Raw genomic sequence first — 22,090 nt, forward strand, 5'->3', positions numbered from 1 at the left:
TGGTCGGGACGCCCGTCGCCGCGGGACCGTCCCGTACCCGCACTCACATGGAAAGGCTCGGAGACCGGGCGTTCCGCCGTACCGCGTTTCCCTTCGCCGTTCCTGCCGTACTCATGGAGTGGATGGATGAGTCCCAAACTCAGTGTCGTTGTCCCGTTCTACAACGTGGAGGAGTACTTCGACGCGTGCCTCGCCTCGGTGGCGCGGCAGACGTTGGGGGACCTCGAGGTCGTGATGGTCGACGACGGATCGCCGGACCAGAGCCTGGCCATCGCCGAGAGGTGGGCGGCCAGGGACGAGCGGTTCCGTGTGGTCCGGCAGGAGAACCAGGGCCTGGGCCCTGCCCGGAACACCGGTGCGCGTCACGCCCAGGGCGAGTACCTGGCCTTCCTCGACAGCGACGACGTGCTGCCGGTCAACGCCTACGAACTGCTCGTCTCCTCCCTGGAGAAGACCGGTTCGGACTTCGCCAGCGGTAACGTCGTGCGCTTCAACAGTCGGGGGACCTATCCCTCGGACATGCACCAGGGTCTCTTCCGGAACACCCGGCTCAAGACACACGTGTCCAAGGAGAACGCCCTGCTCCGGGACCGGATCGCCTGTAACAAGGTGTTCCGGACCTCCTTCTGGCGGGCGGAGGGCTTCGAGTTCCCCCCGGGCCGGTACGAGGACGTGCCGGTCATCGTGCCGGCGCACGCCCAGGCGCGCAGTGTGGACATCCTGCGCCACACCGTCTACCACTACCGGGCCAGGGAGGGCGGCAACGCCTCCATCACCCAGCAGCGGACCGACCCGGCCAACATGCGGGCCCGTGTCCTGTCGGTCACCAGCGCCAGCCAGTCGCTCGGCAGCGCCGGTCACCATGCGCTCCGCCGCGCCTACGACAGCCGCGTGCTGGTGGACGACTTCTGGATCTTCATGCGGCTCCTGCCCCTCGTCACCGAGGAGTTCCGCCAGGAGTTCGCCGAACTGGTCATCGCCTACGTGGACAAGATCGACCCCGGGATCCTGGATGAGCTCCCCGCCTCGAGCCGGCTCCAGTACTGGCTGCTGCGCCACGGCCGGATGGAAGAGCTCATGGCCGTGATCGGCTACGGTCGCGGAGTGCGGGAGGCCGTGCGACACGGCGGCCACTGGTACGGGAACTACCCCTATTTCCAGGATCCCGAGGTCGGAGTTCCCGACGGCGTCTACCAGCTGGACCAGGAGCTCACCCTCCGCACCGTGGTCACCGAGCTGTACTGGCGCGCGGACCGCCTCCACCTGAGCGGTTACGCCGCCATCAACCACATCGGCGCTCCCTCCCGGGAGGCGAACCGGATCACCCTCCGCCTCAAACACACACGCCTCGGACTGACCAAGACCCTGCCGGTCCGTCAGTTCGCGGACCCGGCCGCCAACAACCGCATCGGCCAGTCCAGGAGCGTGGAGTGGTCGGCCTTCGAGACCACGATCGACCTGAGTCGGCTCCGGGTCGCCGGGATGCTGGTCCGCGGCACGTGGGAGGTCACGGTCCAGGTCCAGGGCCAGGGAGTCACCCGCGAGGGGCCGCTCGGCGAGGCCAAGAAGGACGGGGTCCTCCGGCCCGCCGGAGCCTACTTCGTCGGAGACAGCACCCGGGTCCTGCCCACCTTCGAGGCGGGCGGACGCTTCATGGTCCGGGTGGAGAAGAAGTACGCCCTGCACCGCAGGGACTGGATCGAGGACGGCCACTGGCACGTCGAGTGCGAGCTTCCCCGCGGCGGCACGATCGACGAGCCGGTCCTGGAGGTCGTCCGACGCGTGGGCTCGTTGCGCCACTCCTACCCGATGACGCTCCATGAGGACGCGGACGGGCGCAGGTACCTCGGCGCGTCCGTCCCCCTGGAGACCCTGGTCTCCTTCCCCGACGCGGCCGAGGGCGCGTCGGAGGACGAGTCCGGGTCCGTGTGGTCCGAGGAGCTGGACTGGGAACTGCGTGTGGTACCCAAGGCCAAGCGCTCGGAGCAGTTCAACCTGGTCGTCTCCGCCGACTTCGAGGAGCACCGCGCCCGGGTGGGGCGCAGCGAGCTTGTGGTCACCCGGAGCAAGCACGGCGCCCTGCTCCTGGTCGACCGCCTGCCCCGCATGGTGATCCAGCGGTACAGGTGGACGGACACCGGCACCCTGCACATGATCGGGGACTACAACGGCGACCCGGAGGAGAGACCGACCAGCCTCCAGCTGCGTAAACGCCTGTCCCACCTGGTGCACTCCTTCCCCGTCACCTGGGTCGACAACACCTTCACCGTCAAGATCGAGCCGGGGAGGACGAGCGCCTGGGGCGAGGAGCGGGGGCTCCCCCGCGGGAGGTGGGACCTGGTCGTGCACCGCCAGGACGGCACCGAGAATCCTGTCATGCTCAACCGTCATCTGGGCGGGACGGAGCACGACGACCACCGCCATCACAGACAGCGCTTCACGATCCTGCCGCGCCGCCTCTACGAGATGTCGCTCAGAGTCCAGGCGGACTACACCGGCGAGGAGGGCAGCGGCTTCGGACGCCTCCGCCTGCGCGAGGAGCTCTACCCGCGGCTGCGCGAAGAGCCCCTGCGCGACATGGTGCTGTTCGAGAGCTACTTCGGCAAGCAGTTCTCGTGCAACCCGAAGGCCGTCTACGAGGAGCTGCGGGCCCGGAACACGGAGATGGAACTGGTCTGGGCGACCGATGACGGCAGTCTCCGCATCCCCGACGGCGGCCGCACCGTCCTGATCGGCAGCGCGGAGCACCTGGAGGCGCTGGCCCAGGCCCGGTTCATCGTCAGCAACTGCGGTATCCAGCACTGGTACGTCAAGCGCGAGGGCCAGGTCTACCTTCAGACCTGGCACGGAAGCCCTCTGAAGAAGGTGGGGCTGGACGTCTCCAACGCCTCCTTCGACCGTGCGCAGGAGCGGCTGCGCAGACTGGCCGATGACGCGCAGAAGTGGGACGTCCTGCTCTCGCAGAGCGCCTTCACCACGCCGATCATGCGGCGGGCCATGGCCTACGAAGGAGAGGTCGCCGAGATCGGCTACCCGCGCAACGACGCCCTGCACGCTCCCGACGCCGATGAGCGTGCGAAGCGGGTCCGTGAGGCCCTGGGCATCGCCCCGGACAAGCGGGTCGTCCTGTACGCGCCGACCTGGCGGGACGAGGGCAACACGGCGAGCGGCACCTACCAGTTCGACCTGCGGCTGGACGTCGAGCGCATGCGCGAGAAGCTCGGCGACGACCACGTCGTCCTGTTGCGACTGCACCACCTGATCAACCGGCACCACGTGACCCGGGAGGACGAGTTCGTCAAGGACGTCTCCAGCTACCCGGACGTCAACGACCTGTGCCTGGCCTCCGACGTCCTGATCAGTGACTACTCCTCGCTGATGTTCGACTACGCGGGGACGGGCCGTCCCATACTCGTCTACGGCTACGACTACGAGCAGTACCGGGACCACACCCGCGGCCTCTCCTTCGACCTGGAGGAGTACGGTCCCGGACCGATCCTGAGGGACACCGAGGAGATCGTCGAGGCGCTGGTCGACCTGGAAGGCCACCGGGAGAAGTCCAAGAAGCAGTACGAGACGTTCCGTGAGCTCTTCTGCCCGTACGAGGACGGGAAGTCGGCCGCCAGGGCGGTCGACCTGCTCCTGAGCAAGCGCTGAGCAGAGCTGAGGCACGCGCGGAAGTGCTTCCACACCGGAGGGGATGAGTAGAGTGCGGATTCTGCTGACCGGAGGAGCCGGGTACATCGGCTCCCACACCGCGGTCGAGCTGGTCGCGCGCGGGCACCGGGTGGTCGTCCTGGACAACCTGGTCAACAGCAGCGAGGAGGCCGTGCGCCGGGTCGAGAAGATCACCGGCGCGCAGATCCCGTTCGTGCGGGGCGACTGCACCGAGCACGGCGTCGTCGAGCGCCTCCTGGTGGAGCACGGCATCGAGGCCGTGGTGCACTTCGCCGGGCTCAAGGCGGTGGGGGAGTCCGTCAGCCAGCCGCTGCGGTACTACCGCAACAACCTGGACGCCCTGCTCACGCTCGCCGAGGCGATGGACCGCGTCGGAGTGCGCGACCTGGTGTTCAGCTCCTCGGCCACCGTCTACGGCGACCCGGATACGGTGCCGATCGCCGAGGGCAGCGCGCTGCGGGTGACCAACCCCTACGGCGCGACCAAGCTGTTCGGCGAGAGGATCCTGGAGGACCTCGCGGTGAGCGCCCCCGACTGGCGCATCACCGTGCTGCGGTACTTCAACCCGGTCGGCGCACACCCCAGCGGCCTGATCGGGGAGGATCCCAACGACATCCCCAACAACCTCTTCCCCTACATCTCCAAGGTCGCCGCGGGGAGGCTGCCCGAGCTCACGGTGTTCGGCGACGACTACGACACCGCGGACGGGACGGGGGTCCGGGACTACCTGCACGTGGTGGACCTGGCCCGGGGACACGTCGCGGCGCTCGACCACCTGGCCTCGCAGAAGGGGCTCAGGTCCTTCAACCTGGGGACGGGGAGGGGCACCTCCGTCATGGAGGCGATCCGCGCCTTCGAGGCGGCCTGCGGCCACGCCATCCCCTTCCGGGTCGGGCCGCGCCGCGACGGGGACATCGCCACCTGCTTCGCCGACCCGGGGCTGGCCAACCGCGAACTGGGCTGGCGGGCAGAGCACACGGTGGCCGAGGCCTGCGCCGACGCCTGGCGTTGGCAGTCGGCCAACCCCGACGGCTACAGGTGACCCCGGGGAGCGCGGAGCGGCGCCGTCCTCCGCGCTCCCGGGCCGCCGGTGCGCCCTGCTACCGGGGACAACCTTCTTGAAGCGCCAAGCGTCGATGAGACGATGCCAAAAGAAGGGCAAAGCCGGGCATGGAACACGAGTGGGACGAAGAGTACGAAGAAGGCGAAGAGCACTTCTACGACGATGAGGGCACTTTCGGTGTCGGGCTCCCGCTGACGGCCGGGTCCGCCCACGAGGAGTGGACCCGGCGGGACTGACCCCGGAGAACCCGCCACCGGAACCCCGCTCAGCCGGCGGCGGCCCTCTCCGCCCTCCTCGAAGCCCGCTCCGCGGCGCCCCGGTCGGGCAGGAGCACACCCAGGCCCCAGTGCAGCAGCAGGCCGCTGACGAGCCCCACGAGCCACCCGTAGTCCGCCAGCGGGGCGAGGAACGGGACCAGGCCCTCGGTCGGGAAGGGCCCCGAACCCTCGGGGGAGTGCGAACCGCCCACGGCCAGCAGCGAGCCGACGCCGAAGGCCACCAGGGCGCGCCAGTTCCACCCGTGCCGGTACCAGTACTCCGAGCCGCGCTCGTACAGCGCGGGCAGGTTCATCCGGGTACGGCGCAGCAGCCAGTAGTCGGCGAGCAGGATGCCCGCCACGGTGCCCAGGAGGCCGCCCACCGTGCCCAGCCAGGTGAAGATGTAGACGTTCTCGTTCTCCAGCAGCCGCCACGGCATGATCAGCACGCTGAGCACGCAGGTGACGATCGCTCCGGTGCGGAAGCTGATCAGCCGCGGCCTGAGGTTGGACAGGTCGTAGGCCGGGCCGACCAGGTTGGCCGCGATGTTGGTGGAGACGGTGGCCAGCAGCACGACGAAGACCGCGAAGAGCAGACCGATCCCGCTGTCCATCCGCGCGACGACGTCGATCGGGTTCCACAGGGGCTCGCCGTAGACGGCCGCGGTGCCCGCCGTGACCATGACGGCCAGCAGAGAGAACAGCGTCATCGTGGTGGGCAGGCCCAGCGACTGGCCCACCACCTGGGCGCGCTGGGAGGACGAGAAGCGGGTGAAGTCGCTGATGTTGAGGGTCAGGGTCGCCCAGTAGCCGATCACGCCCATCAGAGACGGGAAGAACAGCGCCCAGAAGGAGGGCCCCCAGTCCAGGGGCTCGCCGGAGTCCAGGGACAGCATCGTGCCCAGGCCCCCGGCCTCCACGGCCATCCAGGCCAGCAGCGCGACGCCGCCGAGGATCATCAGCGGCGCGGCCCACACCTGGATCCGGCGCACGCCCTCCATGCCCCACAGGATGATCGCGAGCTGGGCGACCCAGAACAGGCCGAAGGACAGCCACAGCGTCCACGGCTGACCGCCCAGCGCCGCCGCCCCCGTCCACCCGTCGCCGAGCAGGCGTCCGACGAGGACGTACACCCCCTGGCCGCCGACCCAGGTCTGGATGCCGTACCAGCCGCAGGCGACGGCGCCGCGCAGCAGCGCGGGCAGGTTGGCGCCGCGCAGGCCGAAGGAGGCGCGCGCGAACACGGGGAAGGGGATGCCGTACCTGGCGCCCGCGTGGCCGGTCAGCACCATGGGCAGCAGGACGACGAGGTTGCCCAGGACCACGGCGAGCATGGCCTGGCGCCAGTCCAGGCCCGCCGCGATCAGGCCGCTGGCCAGCGTCCAGGCCGGGATGCTCACCGACATGCTCACCCACAGGGCGCCGAAGCTGCCGGTGCCCCAGGTGCGACGGGACATCGGGACGGGCTGGAGGTCGGCGTTGACGTAGGGGCCCTCGGGCAGGGAGGCCCCCTCCGCCAGGGAGACCCGGCCGTCGGGGTGGGTGACGGCGGCGGGTTCCGGCGGGGTCGGGGTGTGGGTCACGGGTCACCTGGTCTCGGTGGGCGGGGAGGGGCGGGGTACACAGCGCTGCCGGGCCCGCCTGGGCGGGACCCGTGGGGGCGGCGAGAAGTCCGGAGATGTTCCGGACCGCCGAATATCCTCGCACGTCACAAGGCGCACAGGTGCCACGGGCGGGGCCGTCGTGACGCGCCCGCCCGTCCCGGCCCCGCGGCGCGGATCAGGACACGGCCGGGACGACGTGGCGCCCGTAGGCGTCGATGACCCCGTCCACGTCGTCGTGCATCGCGTACACCGCGAACTGGTCCACGCCCGCCTCCCGGAGCCGCTCCAACCTCTCCAGGTGCTCCTCCACCGGTCCCACCAGGCAGAACCGGTCGACGATGCCGTCCGGGACGAACGCGGTGTCGGGGTTGTCCGCCCGGCCGTGGTGGCTGTAGTCGTAGCCCCGCCGGGCCCTGACGTAGTCGGTCAGCTCCTGCGGGACCGCGTCGGAGGAGTCGCCGTAGCGGGCGACCAGGTCGGCCACGTGGTTGCCCACCATCCCGCCGAACCAGCGGCACTGCTCCCGCGCGTGGGCCAGCCCCCGCGCGGAGCCGTCGGTGACGTAGGCGGGCGCCGCCACGCACACCGCCACCTCGTCGGGGTCGCGCCCGGCGTCGGCCGCGGCCGTGCGCACCGCCCTGACCATCCACTCGGTCAGGTAGGGGTCGGCCAACTGGAGGATGAAGCCGTCCGCCTGGCGGCCCGCCAGCTCCAGGGCCCGGGGCCCGTAGGCGCCCATCCACACGGGCAGGGCGCCGTCCCGCACCCACGGCAGGCGCACGGTCGCGCCGTCCACGTCGGCCTCCCGGCCCTCGGCCAGGTCCTTGATCGCGCGCATCGCCCGGGAGAGGCGTTCCAGGGTGGCGGGTCGGCGGCCCGCCACGCGCATGGCCGAGTCGCCCCGGCCGATCCCGCACACCGTCCGGTTGCCGAACATGTCGTTCAGGGTGGCGAACAGAGAGGCGGTCACCTCCCAGGCGCGCGTGCCCGGGTTGGTCACCATGGGCCCCACGACCAGGTCGCGGGTGCGCTCCAGGACGCGGCTGTAGACGACGAAGGGCTCCTGCCAGAGCACGACCGAGTCGAAGGTCCACCCGTGGGTGAAGCCGTACCCCTCCGCGCGGACCATCCGCTCGACCAGCAGGTCGGCGGGCGGGTCGGTCTGGAGGACGAGTCCGATGTCCATGTGCTGCCCTCTCGTTCAGACCAGGTACTGGCAGGTGGAGCGGGGCACGTACCGGCCGTGCCCGGCCTCGCCCAGGTAGGCGCCGCGGTCCACCACGACCCGGCCGCGCGAGAGCACGGTGCGGGCCCGGCCGGTGATCCGCCTGCCCTCGTAGGCCGAGTAGTCCACGTTCATGTGGTGCGTCCCGGCCGACAGGACCTGCTCGGCGCCGGGGTCGTAGACCACGATGTCGGCGTCCGAGCCCGGGCAGATCGTGCCCTTGGCCGGGTACAGGCCGAACATGCGGGCCGGGGTGGCGCAGGCGATCTCGATCCACCGGCGCCTGCCGATGCGGCCCTCCACCACGGCCTGGTGCAGCAGGTCCATACGGTGCTCGACCCCGGGCACGCCGTTGGGGATCCTGGAGAAGTCGCCCCGGCCCAGGTCCTTCTGCCCGGTGAAGCAGAACGGGCAGTGGTCGGTGGAGACCACGGACAGGTCGTTGGTGCGCAGCGCCCGCCACAGGTGCTCCTGGTGCTCCCGGGGCCGCAGCGGTGTGGAGCACACGTACTTGGCGCCCTCGAAACCGGGCTCGGCGAGGTTGTCGGCGGACAGGAACAGGTACTGGGGACAGGTCTCGCCGAACACGTTGAGCCCCATCCCGCGTGCCCGGGCCAGCTCCTCCACCGCCTCCCGGGCCGAGACGTGCACCACGTACAGCGGCGCGCCCGCCACGCGGGCGAGCTGGACGGCGCGGTGGGTGGCCTCCGACTCCAGCAGGGCCCTGCGGACCTCGCCGTGGTACCTCGGGTCGGTCCGGCCCTCGGCCAGGGCCTGCTCGACCAGCACGTCGATGGCGATGCCGTTCTCGGCGTGCACCATGGTCAGCGCGCCGTTGGCGGCGCCGCGCTGCATGGCCCGCAGGATCTGGCCGTCGTCGCTGTAGAACACGCCCGGGTAGGCCATGAACAGCTTGAACGAGGTCACGCCCTCGTCGACGAGGGCGTCCATCTCCCTGAGCGAGGAGGCCTGGACGTCGGAGAGGATGGCGTGGAAGGCGTAGTCCACCGCGCAGTTGCCCTCGGCCTTGGCCATCCACGCGTCCACGCCCGCGCGCACCGACTCCCCGGGCCGCTGGATGGCGAAGTCGACGATGGTGGTGGTGCCGCCCCAGGCGGCGGCCCGGGTGCCGGTCTCGAAGGTGTCGGAGGAGGAGGTGCCGCCGAACGGCATCTCCATGTGGGTGTGGCCGTCCACCCCGCCGGGGACCACGTAGTGTCCGGCGGCGTCGATGACCTCGGCGCCGCTGTCGGCCCAGGAGCGGGCGGCGTCGCTGCCGCGCAGCGCGAGCGCGGCCACCCTCCCGCCCTCCACGAGGACGTCGGCCTCGGTCTCCTCGGCCGCGGTGACGACCAGGCCGCCGCGGATGACGGTGCGTCGTGCCATGTCGTGCCCCCGCCCCTCAGCCCTGGACCAGCGGGCCGTAGGCGTCGGGCCTGCGGTCGCGGTAGAAGGCCCACTGCCGGCGGACCTCGTCGACCAGGCCCAGGTCCAGGTCGCGCACGACCAGCTCGGCGGAGGTGTCGGAGGCGACGTCGCCGACGAACTGTCCGCGCGGGTCCGCGAAGTAGCTGGTGCCGTAGAAGTCGTTGTCGCCGTACTCCTCCACGCCCACGCGGTTGATCGCGGCGACGAAGTACGCGTTGGCCACGGCCGCCGCGGTCTGCTCCAGCTTCCACAGGTGGGCTGACAGGCCGCGGCTGGTCGCGGACGGGTTGTACACCAGCTGGGCCCCGGCCAGTCCCAGGGCCCGCCAGCCCTCGGGGAAGTGGCGGTCGTAGCAGATGTAGACGCCGATGCGCCCGGCGGCGGTGTCGAAGACCGGCCAGCCGAGGTTGCCGGGGCGGAAGTAGTACTTCTCCCAGAAGCCGTGGACCTGCGGGATGTGGTGCTTGCGGTACTTGCCGAGGTAGCTGCCGTCGGCGTCGACGACCGCGGCGGTGTTGTAGTAGAAGCCGGGGGACTCCACCTCGAAGACCGGCAGGACCATGACGATGCCCAGTTCGCGGGCCAGGGCGCTGAACCGGGTGATGGTGGGTCCGTCGGGGACGGCCTCGGCCCAGCGGTGGTGCTCGGTGTTCTGCACCTGGCAGAAGTAGGGGGCGTTGAACACCTCCTGGAAACCGATCACCCGCGCGCCCTGTTCGGCGGCGTCGCGTGCGTGTTTCTCGTGGACGGCGAGCATGGATTCGGTGTCGCCCGTCCATTCGGTCTGGACGAGTGCGGCACGGACGTTGTGCGGCATGTGTTCCTCGTTCCTGCGTGTGCGCCGCCGGGGCGGGCGAGAACGGTGGGTCGCGTCCGCGTATGCCCTGCTGGCACGGTGGTGCGAGCGGGTGGTGCTCGTGCCGTCGCACCTTAGGTAACGTCGAATGGCCGGTCAATGTCCGACATCCGCGTTCTCCGCGCGCGCCCGGGTGAAGGAATCGCGCGCTCGTGCCCTTACGGGGCGCGATGTCCTTTCTGTGACACGGATAATCTCGGAGAAAAGGACATGTTTCCCGGCCTTTTCCCGCTGAATTTCGGATGAGGACACACACCCTTCCCGGCCGTCGCGCGGTCAGGCGGCGAGGCGGTCCCCGGTGACGGACGCGCCGCCGTGCCCGAGGGGTCCGCCCGCGCCCTCGCTGCGCTCGGCGCGGTCGTCGAAGACGAGGACGATGAGCAGGACCAGGACGACCCCGATGAGGAACAGGCCGCCGCAGCCCAGGCCCAGGAACAGCCAGGGGGAGCGCTCCTCGGCACCCCCGGGCTCCCCCGGCGGGGGAGGGCCCGAGCGGCCGAACCCGGGAGAGGGCGGCGGGCCCGCTGGGGGCTGCCATCCGGTGGGCGGCATGCCTCCGGGCGGCGGGCCCATGGGCGGCTGGTCGCGGTTCGCGGATCCGTCACCGGGGCCGTGCGGGGGCTGGCTCATGGCGGGGCCTGGCTTTCTGCTGCGGGCGGCGGCTGCGCGCCGGTGCCGGGTGGCGCCGTGCGGGAGGCGGCGGTGGCGCGCCGCCGCCTCCTAGTGTGGGGGACATGGCACGACTGCTCATCGTTCACCACACGGTCTCGCCCGCGACCCAGGAACTGCTGGGCGCGGTCCTGGAGGGCGCCCGCGACGACGACGTCGAGGGGGTCGAGGTGCGGGCGGAGGCGGCGCTGTCGGCCACGGCCAGCGACCTGCTCGGCGCCGACGCCGTCATCCTGGGGACCCCGGCCAACATCGGGTACATGTCGGGCGCCCTCAAGGTCTTCTTCGACACGGTCTTCTACCCCGCCCAGGGATCGACCGAGGGGCTGCCCTACGCGCTGTACGTGCACGGGGACAGCGACACCTCCGGCGCGGTCCGGGCGGTCGAGTCGATCGCCAAGGGCATGGGGTGGCGCCGTCACCGCCCGCCGGTCACCGTGACGGGCCGACCGGGGGCACCGGACCGCGAGGCCTGCTGGGAGCTGGGCGCTGTCACCGCCCTCGCCGCCCTGGAGCGCTCCTGAGCGGTCCCGCCACGGGAACCGGGGCCACGGGCTGCGGGCCAGGGGCCCCGAAGCGCGGGTCGCACGGTGCGCGGACGGCTCCGCGGACCCGCTGCCACGGGGGCGGGCGAGCGGCCGGGAAGCCGGAAAAGGGCGGGAAAGTCTGGGTAAGGGGTTGGCTGGTCCGGTGTCGGATGCGGCGTGGCGGTTTCGCCGCCTTCGACCGGCAGGTCAGGATGGGCCCAGGTCGTCGGGGAACGCGGGGAAGCGCACCCTTGCCCCGTCCGGCGCCGCAGACCTTCCGTCCGCCTCTCCACCCGCGACCGCCGTCCCCGGGCGGGCCCGGGACCCGACCAGCCCCTCCCCAGACACACCGCGTGGCCGCCCACTGGCCCAAGTCCTCAGGCCGCGCGGTGTTTTCTCGCCGAGGCGGCGCCGGTCCGCGGCGGACCGGCGTCAGTAGCCCCGCCAGGCCCCCTGGTGGTACCCGATGATCCGCGGGTGCATGAGGGTCGACTCCTCCACGTCCTCCTCGCGGCGGTCCTTGGGGAAGACCTGCGCGGCCTCCATCAGGGCCGGGTCGAGGAAGCTCAGCGGCGGCGCGTCCTCGGGGACGCGCAGCTCGGGCGCGGACCCGGGGGAGGTGAGGTAGAAGCCCCAGTTGCCGAAGCTCGGCACGTCCACGTTGTAGGGCGTGGCCGCCAGGTCCGCCGCCTCCAGGGAGTCGCCCACGCCCCAGTAGGCCTCCGGAGCGAAGAAGGGGGAACCCGCCTGCACGACCATGCGGCCCTCCTCGGACAGGGCGTGGCGCAGGAGGGCGTAGAACTCCACCGAGTAGAGCTTGGCGGTGCCCACGGAGTCCCCGTCCGGGAGGTCGGCGATGACGACGTCGAACTCCTCGCGGTTCTCGCGCAGCCACTGGAAGGCGTCGGCGTTGACCACGTCCACGCGCGGGTCCTCGAAGGAGTCCCCGTTGAGGTCGCTGATCACCGGATCGGTCGAGGCCAGTTCGACCACGGCCGGGTCCAGGTCCACGAGGGTGGCCGAGGCCACGTCGTCGTAGGCCAGGATCTCACGCAGGGCCAGGCCGTCGCCGCCGCCCAGCACCAGCACGTCCTCGTGCGGTCCCGCCATCGCCGGGTGCACCAGCGACTCGTGGTAGCGGTACTCGTCCAGGCTGGAGAACTGCAGGCTCCCGTTGAGGAACAGGCGCACGTCATCGCCGTCCAGGGACCGGGTGAGCACGATCTCCTGGTACTCGGAGCGCTCGGCGTGCACGATCGGGTCGCGGTACAGCGCCTGGCGCGCGTCCACCTCGAACTGGTCGGCGTAGGCGTAGGCCAGGCCGAGCACCGCGATGATGAAGGCCAGGCCCACGCTCAGGCCCACGTAGGCGCGTCGGGTCAGCTCGGCGCGGAACAGCCACAGCACCACCGCCACGCCGACGACGGCGTTGAGCGCGCCCACCATCAGCGCGCCCTTGGGCAGGCCCAGCAGCGGAAGCAGAAGGAACGGGAAGGCCAGGCCTCCGATCAGGCCGCCCACGTAGTCGGCGGCGAACAGGTCGGCGACCGCGTCGGAGGCGTCCTGTCTGCGGATGCGCTGGATCAGCGTCATCAGCAGCGGGATCTCCATGCCGATGAGGAGACCGATGACGAACGCCAGCACCACCAGGGCGGGCTGGTAGGCGGAGAACCAGGCGAACGCCCCGTACAACAGCAGCACGGACAGCCCGCCGACCAGCGAGAGCAGGCCCTCGATCACGGCGAAGGCCGCTGCGGGGTACGCCTGGAAGCGCTTGGACAACAGGGAGCCCACGCCCATCGCGAACACCATCACCGACAGGACCACGGAGGCCTGGGTGATGCTGTCGCCCAGCAGGTAGCTGCCGATGGCGACCAGCGCGAGCTCGTACACCAGGCCGCAGGCGGCGCAGACGAACACCGCCAGCAACACGAGGAACCGGGCCGCCCTGGCGGATACCGGCAGTCGGGACCGCGTGCGGACGGTGGTCTCAGTCAACGGAACTGCCTTCGTGTGGTGGTGCGGTGGTGCGGTTGCCCGGGGCAGGGGGCCGGTGGGGGGAAGGGGCGTCAGGTCAGGGCCGCGGCGATGACGACCGCGATCGCCACGTGCGCGGAGGCGCTCACCCAGGTGGCCGGGTGCGGCTCGTCGCTGCTGATCATCTGGGCGATCTTGGCGGGGACGAGGAGGTCGATCAGTACGAACGCCAGCGCCATCACGCCCAGGCCGATCAGGCCGTAGACGGCGGTCGAGATCAGACCGGCCCCGAGGCCGGTCTCGGATTCGCTGGAGAGGATCGCCGAGGTGACGACGATGGCCGAACCCAGGGTGTTCGCGGAAACGAGCAGGACCGCGTTGCGGTTGCGGTTCTCCCAGATCAGCACGTGCAGCTTGCCGGGGGTGAGGAGGTCGGTGAGCAGGTAGCCCAGCACGAGGATGACGATGCCCACTCCGCCGTAGGCGAGGGCTCCGAGCGCGTTGAAGAGGATCTCGTTCATGGTCCTGTTCGCAGGTAGGGGATTTCGATCGACATGTTCGGAACGTGTGGGGGGAGACTACTTGCCGAAGCCGCTGCCGCCGCCGCGGTAGTTGCTGCCGCTGCCGTTGCTGCTGCTTCCGCCGCTGTAGCTGCTGTTGTTGTCCCGGTAGCTGCTGCCGCCGGTGCCCCCGCCGAAGAAGAAGAACCCTCCGCCCGAGGACCCCGAGGATCCCGAGGACCCGTCGCAGTCGTCGTCGTCGTAGCCCTCGATCTGGACCACGTCGTCGTCGGGGCAGTAGTTGTTGCTGTTGTTGGAGCAGGCGCTGAGCAGGATCAGGATCAGCAGAATGACGCCGATCACGACGAACACCGTGATGATGACGTTCCTGTTGCCGTTGTCCGCGGGCTCCTCGTATGCCTTCATGGTGCGGTTCTCCCGGAAGTGGGGGGAAGGGTCACGGTCGAGGTGGTCGTCACCAGCTCGCCGCTCTGGGGGTAGGCGTGCCAGGTGCGCCAGTCGAGCGGTCCGCCGGGGACCAGGTGCAGCGCGGTGACCGCCAACGGGTCGCCGGGGAAGGCGACGAGCAGGCCGCCGGGGGAGTCGGCCACCTCCCGGTGGATCCCCTCCACCCTGCGGGCCAGCTCGGTGCGGGACAGGGACTCCACGCGCGAGCCGAAACGGTAGCCGCCCAGGTCGGGGCGGTCTGCGCTGCCGGGCAGGCCGCCGGGGAGACCGGGCAGGCAGGCCACCGTCTCCACCAGCGGTTCATCGGCCACCAGTGCCCCGGGCGACGGCTCCGGCGTGACGACCACCTGGTGGGAGGCGCCGAGCACCCGCAGCTCGACCCGGGCTCCCGGCACCCGGACGGTGCGGACTGCCAGGGGGTCGACCAGCGGGTGGTGCAGGGTCCAGACCAGGTCGTCGGCGCTGGTGTCGACGAAGGGGGCGCTAATGCTCGCGCGCACGTTCGGGTCAGCTCCCCGGGTAGATGGTGAAGGTTCCCGGGGCGACCTTGTCCCCCGTGCTGGCCTCCCAGCGCCCGTGGTCGAAGCGCTCGAAGGACAGCAGCCTGCCGTCGTCGGACTCGTAGTCGGCGTAGTCCAGGCCCCCGGAGGCCTTGAGCCCGGTGGTGCCCTCGGAACGGTAGGAGCCGGTGCCCTTCTCCTGGAGCCGGTAGACGGTGCCCTCCAGCTCGATGCTCTTGCCCTGGGGGATGATGTCCAGGTCGGGGCGGCCGGTCCACAGGGCCAGCTCCACGTCGGGGTCCTCCTCCACCGAGAGCCAGCGCTTGCCGCCCTCGACCTCCAGGAAGTGCTCCGACCAGGTGAATCCGCCCTCGGACAGGCGCAGGGTGCCGCGGATCCAGGTCCGCTCGGTGCCCCAGTCGATCATGTCGCCCGCCTTGATGGCGCGCGGGTCGCCCGCGGTGCTGTCGCCCGTGTCGGCGAAGGGGTCCCGAGGCGGGGCGGGGGGCTCGGAGGCCGTTTTCGGTTTCTTGGCGCGCTGCGCGTAGACCAGGACGCCGATCACGACGGCGACGCCGACCAGGATGAGCAGCAGCAGGAGTTCGATGGCCAATGTTCCTCGTTTCGCGGTGGGGCATGGGGGAAGCGAGGCCGTGTACGTCCCCTGCCTGCGTTGTTCCCCGGGAGCCGGGCAATCCTACTGACGCTCTGACGCCGCGGGCGAGGGGTCGGTTCCATATGTGACCAGATCAGGACACGAAGGTCATTCCATCCGGGAACCTCTCACCGAAGGTGATCGTTGGTAACGGACCCGTGTGCGGGAGTGCTCCGGGGACGCGCTCCCGGGACCGCTCCGGGGCGCCGGAGCCCCGTGTCCGGTCGGCGCGGGCCGACGCGTCCGGCCCCCGCGGCGTGGGGGTTTCAGGCCCGGGGGTCGCCGGTCTCCACCGGAAGGCTGTCGTCGCCTCCCCAACGGCTCCATGACCCCGGGTACAGGCGGGCACCGGAGTACCCGGCGTGCTCCAGGGCGAGCAGGTCGTGGCAGGCGGTGACCCCGGACCCGCAGTAGGCGGTGATGGTGTCGGCGGAGTCGGCGCCGAGGGCGGCGAAGCGTTCACGCAGGATTCCCGGGGCGGCCAGGAGCCCGTCATCGCCCAGATTGCCCGTCCACTCGGCGCTGCGGGCGCCCGGCACGTGCCCCGGCCGGGCGTCGACGGGCGCGGGCCGCTCACCGGTGTAGCGGTCACGGGCGCGGGCGTCGACCAGCAGGTGCGCCGGATCGCCCGTCTCGGCGCGGACGGTGTCGGTGTGCACGACGCGGTCGGTGGGCCAGTGCAGCGGGGTGCGGTGCACCGGCCGGGGGGTGACGTCGCCCTCCTCCAGCTCGCCGGTCCACGCCTGGACGCCTCCGTCGAGGAAGGCCGCCGGGGTCCCCAGCACGCGCAGCATCCACACCAGGCGGGCGGCCACGGAACCGCCGGCGTCGTCGTAGACCACCACGGAGGAGTCGTCGCCGATGCCGAGGCGGCCGAGCGCGTCGGCGAAGTCGGCCGCGGAGGGCAGCGGGTGGCGGCCGCCCTCGGGACCGGCCGGTGCGGCCAGGTCGGTGTCCAGGTCGGTGAAGACGGCGCCGGGCAGGTGTCCGGCGCGGTGGGCGTCGCGGCCGGAGCGCCCGTCGAGGTACCACCGGGAGTCGACGAGGACGACCTGGTCGCGGTGTTCGCGGAGCCAGTCGGCCGACACGGCCACCGGCAGGGTCAGGAGTTCGGACATGGGCACCACCCTAGGCGTTCCGTCCCGGCAGGTGGGAGGGGGTGTGCCCGGTGTCCGTTCCGGGAGGGCCGGCCCGGGGGAGGGCGGGCGTCGGGACGCGGACCGGGAGGGGCCCGCAGGGCGCTGTTCAGGCGCCGGGGCCCCCGCGGTCCCGGTCCATGCGGTGGACGCGCAGGATCCACCACAGGCCCAGCACCGGCAGCACCAGCGGGATGAACAGGTACCCGGCCCCGAAGTTCGACCACACCGTGTCGTCGGGGAACACCCCCGGTAGGAACAGGCTGACCGCGCCCACCGCCAGCACGCCGACCAGTTCGACGCTGCACGAGACCAGCGCGACCCCGCGCGAGGTCCGCCCGGCCCGGGCCAGGCCGACCGCCGCCACCAGGTAGACCACCCCGGCGAGCAGCGAGAGCCCGTAGGCCAGCGGCGCCTCGTCGAACCTCGTGGCCAGCTGGTAGCCCCCGCGCGCGGTCGCGGCGAGCGCGAACACCCCGTACACGGCGACGAGCAGCCGCCCGGGGCCGGTGCGCAGGGTTCTGTCGCGGGTCGCGGCGGACTCAGACAACGGGGCTCCAGAGCTGTTCGAGGCGGACGAACAGGACGGGCAGGATCAGGCACGCGAAGGCGATCACCGCCGGGCCCCACCTGCTCCGCTCCATGAAGCCCCACACGGCGCACGCGGGCGGCAGCAGCGCGACCGTGGCCAGGTAGGACACGAACATGGCCATCTCCGCGGGCCGCTCGCCGCCGACCAGGGTGACGACGGTGGCGGTCACCTGTCCGAGCACGAGCAGCCACAGGACCGCCATGCCGACCAGGTGCGGGACCACCATGGGCTGGTCGCGGAAGGCCGAGACGAGGCACCACCCGGCCAACGCCAGTGACACCATCTGAATCGTCATGGTCAGCCAGTCGACCACGCCGCCTCCGCTCGTCGTCCCCATGCCATGTCAGCGGGCTTCTACGACACAGCGTAGTACGTCAGGGCCACCGCATCGCACCGCGTCCCCCCGTCGGCGGCTGCGCCCGGGTCCGCCCACCAGCGGGCACGTCCGGTTCCGGACAGCTCCGACATGGGGCTTACGAGACGGCGGCGCACCCGCGTCGGATATGGTCCTCGAAGCCGCATGTGTTCCAGCCGGTACACGGCTCAGGCCCGCGGCACGTCCCCTCAGGCATCGTGTACGAGACCGGAGCACCCCTTTGTCCTATCCCCAGTACCCTTCCGGCCCCCAGCAGCCGCCCCACGGTGACGGCACCGGCGGCCAGCAGCCCTACGGCGGCCAGCCCGGCTACGGTGCTCCCGGCTACGGCGCTCCCGGCGGGGGCCAGCCCGGCTACGGCGATCCGTCCGGCGGTCAGCCGCCCTACGGAGGCCCGGGCGGCCCGCCTCCCGGCCAGCCCCCCTACGGCGGCATGCCCCCCGGCCCTCCCGGGGACCCCTACGGCCCGCCGCCCGGCGCCCAGCCCCCGAAGAAGGGCATGTCCACCGGCGCCAAGGTCGGCCTCGGCATCGGCGGCGGCTGCCTCGGCCTGGTGGTCCTCGTGGTCGTCGTCATCGTGATCATCGCCTCGATGGCGGGCGGCGACGACAGCGGGTCGACCTCCACCTCCTCGGCCCCCACCCAGCAGGAGAGCACGCCGGAGCCGGAGGGCGGCGCGGCCGAGGAGCCCGTCGGCGAGCAGGGCGTCACCCTGACGGCCACCGCCGCGGGCACCGCCGGTGACACCATCGACGACACCGTCTACACGGTGCTCGACGTCGAGCTCACCAACAACGGCGACGAGCCGCTCGACATCAACCCGCTGTACTTCACGACGGTGCTCTCCGACGGAACCGAGCGCACCGACTGGGCCGACGCGCTCTTCGCCGACATCCAGCACATCGAGGTCGGCACCCTCGCGCCCGGCTCCTCCGTCTCGGGGCAGATCGCCGTGGTCGGCGAGGTCGTGGTGACCGAGGTCCGCTACGACCCGAGTTTCGGCATGGAGGACCCGATCGTCACGACGGTCCAGTAGTCCGCGGCTGTCGGGCGGTGCACCGCTGTGTCCGGGGGTGCCCGGTGGAGCGTCCGGCTGCGGCGACGGAAGGGCCGGGTACGGCGAAAGCCGCTTTCTACCGCAGAAGGGGTCCTTTTCCGCGGCTGGCTCGGATATCGTCGGCGCACGCGCGCGCCCCCGCCCGCACGCGCCCGTCCAGCGCGGTTCCCGCTCCACCGCTCCCTGCGCATCCCCCGGAGCCTCGCCATGTCCCTACCTCCGCCCCCGCGGCCTCCTGCCGCCAGCGTGTCCACCGGCGGCAAGATCGGCCTCGGATGCCTGGGGTGCTTCGGCGCCCTGATCCTCACCGCGGTCATCGGCTCCTGCGCCAGCGCACTGGCCGGAGGCGGCTCCGACCAGGCGGGGCCGCCGCCCCCGGCCGCGACGGTGACCGCGACCGTGTCCGAGACGGTGGAGCCGACCGCCACCGAGACCGAGGAGGTCGAGGTGGAGGTGACGGTCACCGCCACGGAGACCGTCACGGAGACGGTGACCGAACGCCCGGACGGCGGCGGCGGAGGGGGCGGTGGAGGGGACACCGGCGGCTCCGGTGGCGGGGACGGCGCCCCGGCCTACTACGAGAACTGCGACGCGGCGCGCGCCGCGGGCGCGGCGCCCGTGCACCGTGGCGACCCGGGCTACGGATCCCACCTGGACCGCGACGGCGACGGCGTCGCCTGCGAATGACGGGGGTCCGGCCCGGGAGCGGCTCCGGTGGTGGCGTCGGACCGGGTCGGAGCGCGGAGCGCCCCGACCCGTCGGTGCCCTCCCTACGCCGGGGACGCCTCCTCGGCGGAGGCCTCCGCCTTCGTGGCGCTCCCCGCCAGCGCACGCTTGATGACGGCGGCCTCCACCTGGTCGACGGCGTGGGCGGTCATCTTGTCGCCGTACCCGGGCAGAGCGCGGCTGCCGACGTACTTGCGGGTCAGTCGCACGGCCTCGGCGGTGGCCTCCCCGTAGTCGCCGTCGACCCCGCCCGCACCCAGGGTGTCGCCGAAGCCCGCCCGGGTGACCTTGAGCTGGAGGAGCTTGACCGCGTCCCCCGTACTGCCGATCGCGAGTCCGAGCATGTCGTTTACCTCCGTGATCTCCCCGGGGGGCTTTTCGAACGTTCCGTCGCGGACGAGGGCGTAGGCCTTGTCGCCCGGGCACGAGGTGGAGATGAAGTCGCGGTGCCCGAGCACCGTTCCGGCGATCGAGGTGTCCGGTTCCATCAGCCACTGGCGGAGCGCGCGCACCGCGTTGATCTGCTCCGGGGTGATGGTGTCGTCGGGGCCGGTGGCCAGGGTCACCGAGTAGTGGGAGGTGTTGCCGCCCGGCTGTGCGGCCTGGGTCTTGTACAGCCCCCGGCCTTCCAGGACATAACCGTGCGAACAGGACATGAAGGAATATCCGATGTCGGCCCACCCTCGGGAGGAGCCGGTGTGGAAGGAGCGGGTGTCGCGCCAGTACTGGAGGCAGGCCGAGTGGTTCTTTCCGGCCAGCCCCTGGTCGGTGCTGTCGTAGTGGATGACCAGTCCGGATCGGGGATTGGCCCGGGTCGCGGGCGAGGAACCCCATCCCAGATCGGACCGAGAGACGTATTTGCTCGGTCGAGGCATGCCCCCCATTGTGTCAAGTCGACACTCCGAAGGGTAGAGGGGTGATCACTTTGTGTAGAAAATTCCTTGTTGTCGGCCACCTGGTGTGGCGGAGCCCCCGTACCCGCAGTCCTCTGCGGCACGATGGTGGCCGACCCGAACCTGGGAGGTAACCCGTGCGCTCCGCACACACCGCCGACACCGTCCGCGAGGCCGAGCGCGCGCTCATGGCGCGCCTCCCCGAGGGGGCCCTCATGCGCAGGGCGGCGGCCGGGCTCGCCGCCGAGTGCGCGCGGCTCCTGCCCCGCGTGTACGGGGCGAGGGTCGTCCTCATGGTCGGCGGCGGCGACAACGGGGGCGACGCGCTGTACGCGGGCGCCGCGCTGGCCGCCCGGGGCGCGGCCGTGCGCGCCCTGGTCGCCGGGCGGCGCGTCCACGAGGGCGGGGTCGCCGCCCTGCGGTCGGCGGGCGGGCGGGTCCGCTGGTTCACCGACGCCCTGGCCGACGAGGGCGACCTGTTCGACGCCGACCTCGTCGTGGACGGGCTCGTGGGCATCGGCGGCAGCGGCGGCCTGCGCAGGCCGCACTCCACCCTGGCCCTGCTCGCGGCCAACGCGCCCGCCCCCGTGGTCGCAGTGGACCTGCCCAGCGGGGTGGACGCCGACACCGGCGAGGTGGCCGGGCACGCCGTCCGCGCCGACGTCACGGTCACCTTCGGCACCCACAAGCCGGGCCTGTTCGTCGATCCGGGCGCCGAACGCGCGGGTCGGGTCCACCTCGTGGACATCGGACTGTCCCCCGAGCTGCCCGGTCCCGGACTGGTCTGTCCACAGGCTGTGGACATCGCCTCGCTCCTGCCGGTCGCGGGGGCGGAGTCGGACAAGTACCGGCGGGGCGTCCTCGCCGTCCGCGCGGGCTCCGACCGCTACCGGGGCGCCGCCGTCCTGTGCGTGGGCGGAGCGCTGCGCACCGGGGTCGGCATGGTGCGCTACGGGGGCGGCCCGGCCGTGGTCGACCAGGTGCTCGCCCGCTGGCCGGAGACCGTCGCCAGCCTCCTCGACCCGCAGAACAGCACCGACCTGTCGCCCGGACGGGTGTCCGCCCTCGTCGTCGGCTCCGGCAGGGGGACGCACCCGGCCAACGCCGACGAGCTCCGCGCGGTCCTGGACAGCGACGTCCCGGTGCTGGTGGACGCGGACGGGCTCACCCTGCTCACCGGGGACTGGGGTGAACCGCTGTGCGAGCTGCTCCGGGAGCGGGAGGCGCACACGCTGCTGACGCCGCACGCCGGGGAGCTGGCCCGGATGCTGGGCGCCGAGCGGGAGGACGTCGAGGCGCGCCGTCTGGAGCACGCGGCCCGTGCCCGTGACCGCTTCGGGTGCACGGTCCTGCTCAAGGGGTCGACCACGGTGATCGCGCATCCGGGCGCCCCGGTGGTCGTCAACCCGACCGGAACGCCGCTGCTGGCCACGGCGGGGACCGGAGACGTGCTGTCGGGGGCTGTCGGCGCGCTCCTGGCCGCCGGGCTGCCCGCCAGGGAGGCGGCGATGTGCGGTGCCTACCTGCACGGACGTGCCGCCTCGCTGGCCCGGGACGGCGCACCGATCAGCGCGTCCGACCTGCTGGAGGCGCTGCCGCTCGCGGTCGCGGAGGTCCGCCGGGCGGCCTGAGGCTGAGCCGGGGCCTGAGGCTGAGCCGGGGCGGGGCCGGGCGGGCCGCCCGGCCCCGGGGCGCCGTCCCCGGGGAGTGACGTGGTCGCTCCCTCACGGGTTCGCTCCGGCGCGGTTGCCGTGCGGGGCGGGGCCGAAGAGTGCGGGCCGAGCCCGACCTGCCAGCCGTTCGCGTGCGGGGCGGGCGGAGGGGTGTCGGGCCGCCGTGGGATGCTGGGGTTCCCTCCCCCCGGACAGACGGGCATCCCCCATGTTCCCCGCCTCCGCGCACC

21 protein-coding genes are annotated in these 22,090 nt (G+C 72.0%); 7 read left to right on the forward strand and 14 right to left on the reverse strand.

Going from position 1 to position 22,090, the window contains the following annotated elements:
* Positions 1-126: 126 nt before the first annotated feature.
* From HGB44_RS11785 to HGB44_RS32440, 3 genes are all read left to right on the forward strand, one after another.
* Positions 127-3,657 carry a bifunctional glycosyltransferase/CDP-glycerol:glycerophosphate glycerophosphotransferase gene (locus HGB44_RS11785; protein ID WP_061079619.1) on the forward strand — a complete coding sequence of 1,177 codons (3,531 nt, stop codon included), beginning with the start codon at positions 127-129 and terminating at the stop codon, positions 3,655-3,657.
* A gap of 52 nt (positions 3,658-3,709) precedes the next feature.
* Entirely contained in the window at positions 3,710-4,720 is a 1,011-nt protein-coding gene (gene galE / locus HGB44_RS11790) for a UDP-glucose 4-epimerase GalE (RefSeq protein WP_061079620.1), read from the forward strand.
* A gap of 128 nt (positions 4,721-4,848) precedes the next feature.
* A complete protein-coding gene (locus HGB44_RS32440) occupies positions 4,849-4,977 on the forward strand; it encodes a hypothetical protein (RefSeq protein WP_267909078.1) in 129 nt (42 codons plus the stop codon).
* 29 nt (positions 4,978-5,006) lie between these two features.
* On the opposite strand, the gene HGB44_RS11795 is transcribed toward HGB44_RS32440, so the two are convergent.
* The 5 genes from HGB44_RS11795 to HGB44_RS32445 form a co-directional block, all read right to left on the reverse strand.
* Positions 5,007-6,581 (reverse strand): NCS1 family nucleobase:cation symporter-1, encoded by a 1,575-nt coding sequence (locus HGB44_RS11795; protein WP_061079621.1) that lies wholly within the window; start codon positions 6,579-6,581, stop codon positions 5,007-5,009.
* A 196-nt stretch (positions 6,582-6,777) separates the two neighbouring features.
* Entirely contained in the window at positions 6,778-7,788 is a 1,011-nt protein-coding gene (locus HGB44_RS11800; protein ID WP_061079622.1) for a TIGR03842 family LLM class F420-dependent oxidoreductase, read from the reverse strand.
* A 15-nt stretch (positions 7,789-7,803) separates the two neighbouring features.
* On the reverse strand, positions 7,804-9,213 hold the full coding sequence (hydA, locus tag HGB44_RS11805; protein ID WP_061079623.1) for a dihydropyrimidinase: 1,410 nt from the start codon (positions 9,211-9,213) through the stop codon (positions 7,804-7,806).
* 16 nt (positions 9,214-9,229) lie between these two features.
* Complete coding sequence (locus tag HGB44_RS11810) at positions 9,230-10,072, reverse strand: nitrilase-related carbon-nitrogen hydrolase (protein WP_061079624.1); 843 nt, start codon at positions 10,070-10,072, stop codon at positions 9,230-9,232.
* A gap of 315 nt (positions 10,073-10,387) precedes the next feature.
* Positions 10,388-10,741, reverse strand: a complete 354-nt coding sequence (locus HGB44_RS32445; protein WP_267909079.1) for a hypothetical protein — start codon at positions 10,739-10,741, stop codon at positions 10,388-10,390.
* 104 nt (positions 10,742-10,845) lie between these two features.
* On the opposite strand from HGB44_RS32445, the gene HGB44_RS11820 reads away from it, so the two are divergent.
* A complete protein-coding gene (locus HGB44_RS11820; protein WP_061079646.1) occupies positions 10,846-11,304 on the forward strand; it encodes a flavodoxin family protein in 459 nt (152 codons plus the stop codon).
* Between the two features lie 435 nt (positions 11,305-11,739).
* Here the strand turns inward: HGB44_RS11820 and HGB44_RS11825 are convergent, their stop codons facing one another.
* The 8 genes from HGB44_RS11825 to HGB44_RS11860 all read right to left on the reverse strand — a co-directional run bounded on the left by HGB44_RS11825 (position 11,740) and on the right by HGB44_RS11860 (position 17,448).
* Positions 11,740-13,305 (reverse strand): polyamine aminopropyltransferase, encoded by a 1,566-nt coding sequence (locus HGB44_RS11825; RefSeq protein ID WP_061079625.1) that lies wholly within the window; start codon positions 13,303-13,305, stop codon positions 11,740-11,742.
* A gap of 71 nt (positions 13,306-13,376) precedes the next feature.
* A complete protein-coding gene (locus HGB44_RS11830; RefSeq protein ID WP_061079626.1) occupies positions 13,377-13,805 on the reverse strand; it encodes a DUF350 domain-containing protein in 429 nt (142 codons plus the stop codon).
* A gap of 57 nt (positions 13,806-13,862) precedes the next feature.
* Positions 13,863-14,210 (reverse strand): hypothetical protein, encoded by a 348-nt coding sequence (locus HGB44_RS11835; RefSeq protein WP_061079627.1) that lies wholly within the window; start codon positions 14,208-14,210, stop codon positions 13,863-13,865.
* Positions 14,207-14,752 carry a DUF2617 family protein gene (locus HGB44_RS11840; protein WP_061079628.1) on the reverse strand — a complete coding sequence of 182 codons (546 nt, stop codon included), beginning with the start codon at positions 14,750-14,752 and terminating at the stop codon, positions 14,207-14,209. The genes HGB44_RS11835 and HGB44_RS11840 overlap by 4 nt, the downstream gene beginning before the upstream one ends.
* A gap of 7 nt (positions 14,753-14,759) precedes the next feature.
* Positions 14,760-15,365 (reverse strand): DUF4178 domain-containing protein, encoded by a 606-nt coding sequence (locus tag HGB44_RS11845; protein WP_061079629.1) that lies wholly within the window; start codon positions 15,363-15,365, stop codon positions 14,760-14,762.
* A 308-nt stretch (positions 15,366-15,673) separates the two neighbouring features.
* A complete protein-coding gene (locus tag HGB44_RS11850; protein ID WP_061079647.1) occupies positions 15,674-16,525 on the reverse strand; it encodes a sulfurtransferase in 852 nt (283 codons plus the stop codon).
* 127 nt (positions 16,526-16,652) lie between these two features.
* The gene (locus HGB44_RS11855; protein ID WP_061079630.1) at positions 16,653-17,093 is read right to left on the reverse strand and encodes a hypothetical protein; all 441 of its coding nucleotides are present in this window, start codon (positions 17,091-17,093) and stop codon (positions 16,653-16,655) included.
* On the reverse strand, positions 17,086-17,448 hold the full coding sequence (locus HGB44_RS11860) for a cyclin family protein (protein WP_061079631.1): 363 nt from the start codon (positions 17,446-17,448) through the stop codon (positions 17,086-17,088). The genes HGB44_RS11855 and HGB44_RS11860 overlap by 8 nt, the downstream gene beginning before the upstream one ends.
* Before the next feature lie 283 nt (positions 17,449-17,731).
* Between HGB44_RS11860 and HGB44_RS32450 the strand changes: the two genes are divergently transcribed.
* Positions 17,732-18,547, forward strand: coding sequence for a DUF4352 domain-containing protein (locus HGB44_RS32450; RefSeq protein ID WP_061079632.1), 816 nt, complete (start codon positions 17,732-17,734; stop codon positions 18,545-18,547).
* Between the two features lie 228 nt (positions 18,548-18,775).
* Positions 18,776-19,255, forward strand: a complete 480-nt coding sequence (locus HGB44_RS11870) for an excalibur calcium-binding domain-containing protein (protein WP_061079633.1) — start codon at positions 18,776-18,778, stop codon at positions 19,253-19,255.
* Between the two features lie 83 nt (positions 19,256-19,338).
* Here the strand turns inward: HGB44_RS11870 and HGB44_RS11875 are convergent, their stop codons facing one another.
* Positions 19,339-20,169 carry a peptidoglycan recognition protein family protein gene (locus HGB44_RS11875; RefSeq protein WP_061079648.1) on the reverse strand — a complete coding sequence of 277 codons (831 nt, stop codon included), beginning with the start codon at positions 20,167-20,169 and terminating at the stop codon, positions 19,339-19,341.
* 155 nt (positions 20,170-20,324) lie between these two features.
* On the opposite strand from HGB44_RS11875, the gene HGB44_RS11880 reads away from it, so the two are divergent.
* Positions 20,325-21,818, forward strand: a complete 1,494-nt coding sequence (locus HGB44_RS11880; protein ID WP_061079634.1) for an NAD(P)H-hydrate dehydratase — start codon at positions 20,325-20,327, stop codon at positions 21,816-21,818.
* Positions 21,819-22,090 lie beyond the last annotated feature (272 nt).

Source organism: Nocardiopsis alborubida, assembly GCF_012396365.1.
GTDB lineage: Bacteria > Actinomycetota > Actinomycetes > Streptosporangiales > Streptosporangiaceae > Nocardiopsis > Nocardiopsis alborubida.

What these genes read in the sequence shown, in the direction of transcription:
- HGB44_RS11785 (WP_061079619.1), top strand. Translation starts at nt 127, where the DNA reads ATGAGTCCCAAACTCAGTGTCGTTGTCCCGTTCTACAACGTGGAGGAG.
- HGB44_RS32440 (WP_267909078.1), top strand. Translation starts at nt 4,849, where the DNA reads ATGGAACACGAGTGGGACGAAGAGTACGAAGAAGGCGAAGAGCACTTC.
- HGB44_RS11800 (WP_061079622.1), bottom strand. Translation starts at nt 7,788, where the DNA reads ATGGACATCGGACTCGTCCTCCAGACCGACCCGCCCGCCGACCTGCTG.
- hydA (WP_061079623.1), bottom strand. Translation starts at nt 9,213, where the DNA reads ATGGCACGACGCACCGTCATCCGCGGCGGCCTGGTCGTCACCGCGGCC.
- HGB44_RS11810 (WP_061079624.1), bottom strand. Translation starts at nt 10,072, where the DNA reads ATGCCGCACAACGTCCGTGCCGCACTCGTCCAGACCGAATGGACGGGC.
- HGB44_RS32445 (WP_267909079.1), bottom strand. Translation starts at nt 10,741, where the DNA reads ATGAGCCAGCCCCCGCACGGCCCCGGTGACGGATCCGCGAACCGCGAC.
- HGB44_RS11820 (WP_061079646.1), top strand. Translation starts at nt 10,846, where the DNA reads ATGGCACGACTGCTCATCGTTCACCACACGGTCTCGCCCGCGACCCAG.
- HGB44_RS11830 (WP_061079626.1), bottom strand. Translation starts at nt 13,805, where the DNA reads ATGAACGAGATCCTCTTCAACGCGCTCGGAGCCCTCGCCTACGGCGGA.
- HGB44_RS11835 (WP_061079627.1), bottom strand. Translation starts at nt 14,210, where the DNA reads ATGAAGGCATACGAGGAGCCCGCGGACAACGGCAACAGGAACGTCATC.
- HGB44_RS11850 (WP_061079647.1), bottom strand. Translation starts at nt 16,525, where the DNA reads ATGTCCGAACTCCTGACCCTGCCGGTGGCCGTGTCGGCCGACTGGCTC.
- HGB44_RS11870 (WP_061079633.1), top strand. Translation starts at nt 18,776, where the DNA reads ATGTCCCTACCTCCGCCCCCGCGGCCTCCTGCCGCCAGCGTGTCCACC.
- HGB44_RS11875 (WP_061079648.1), bottom strand. Translation starts at nt 20,169, where the DNA reads ATGCCTCGACCGAGCAAATACGTCTCTCGGTCCGATCTGGGATGGGGT.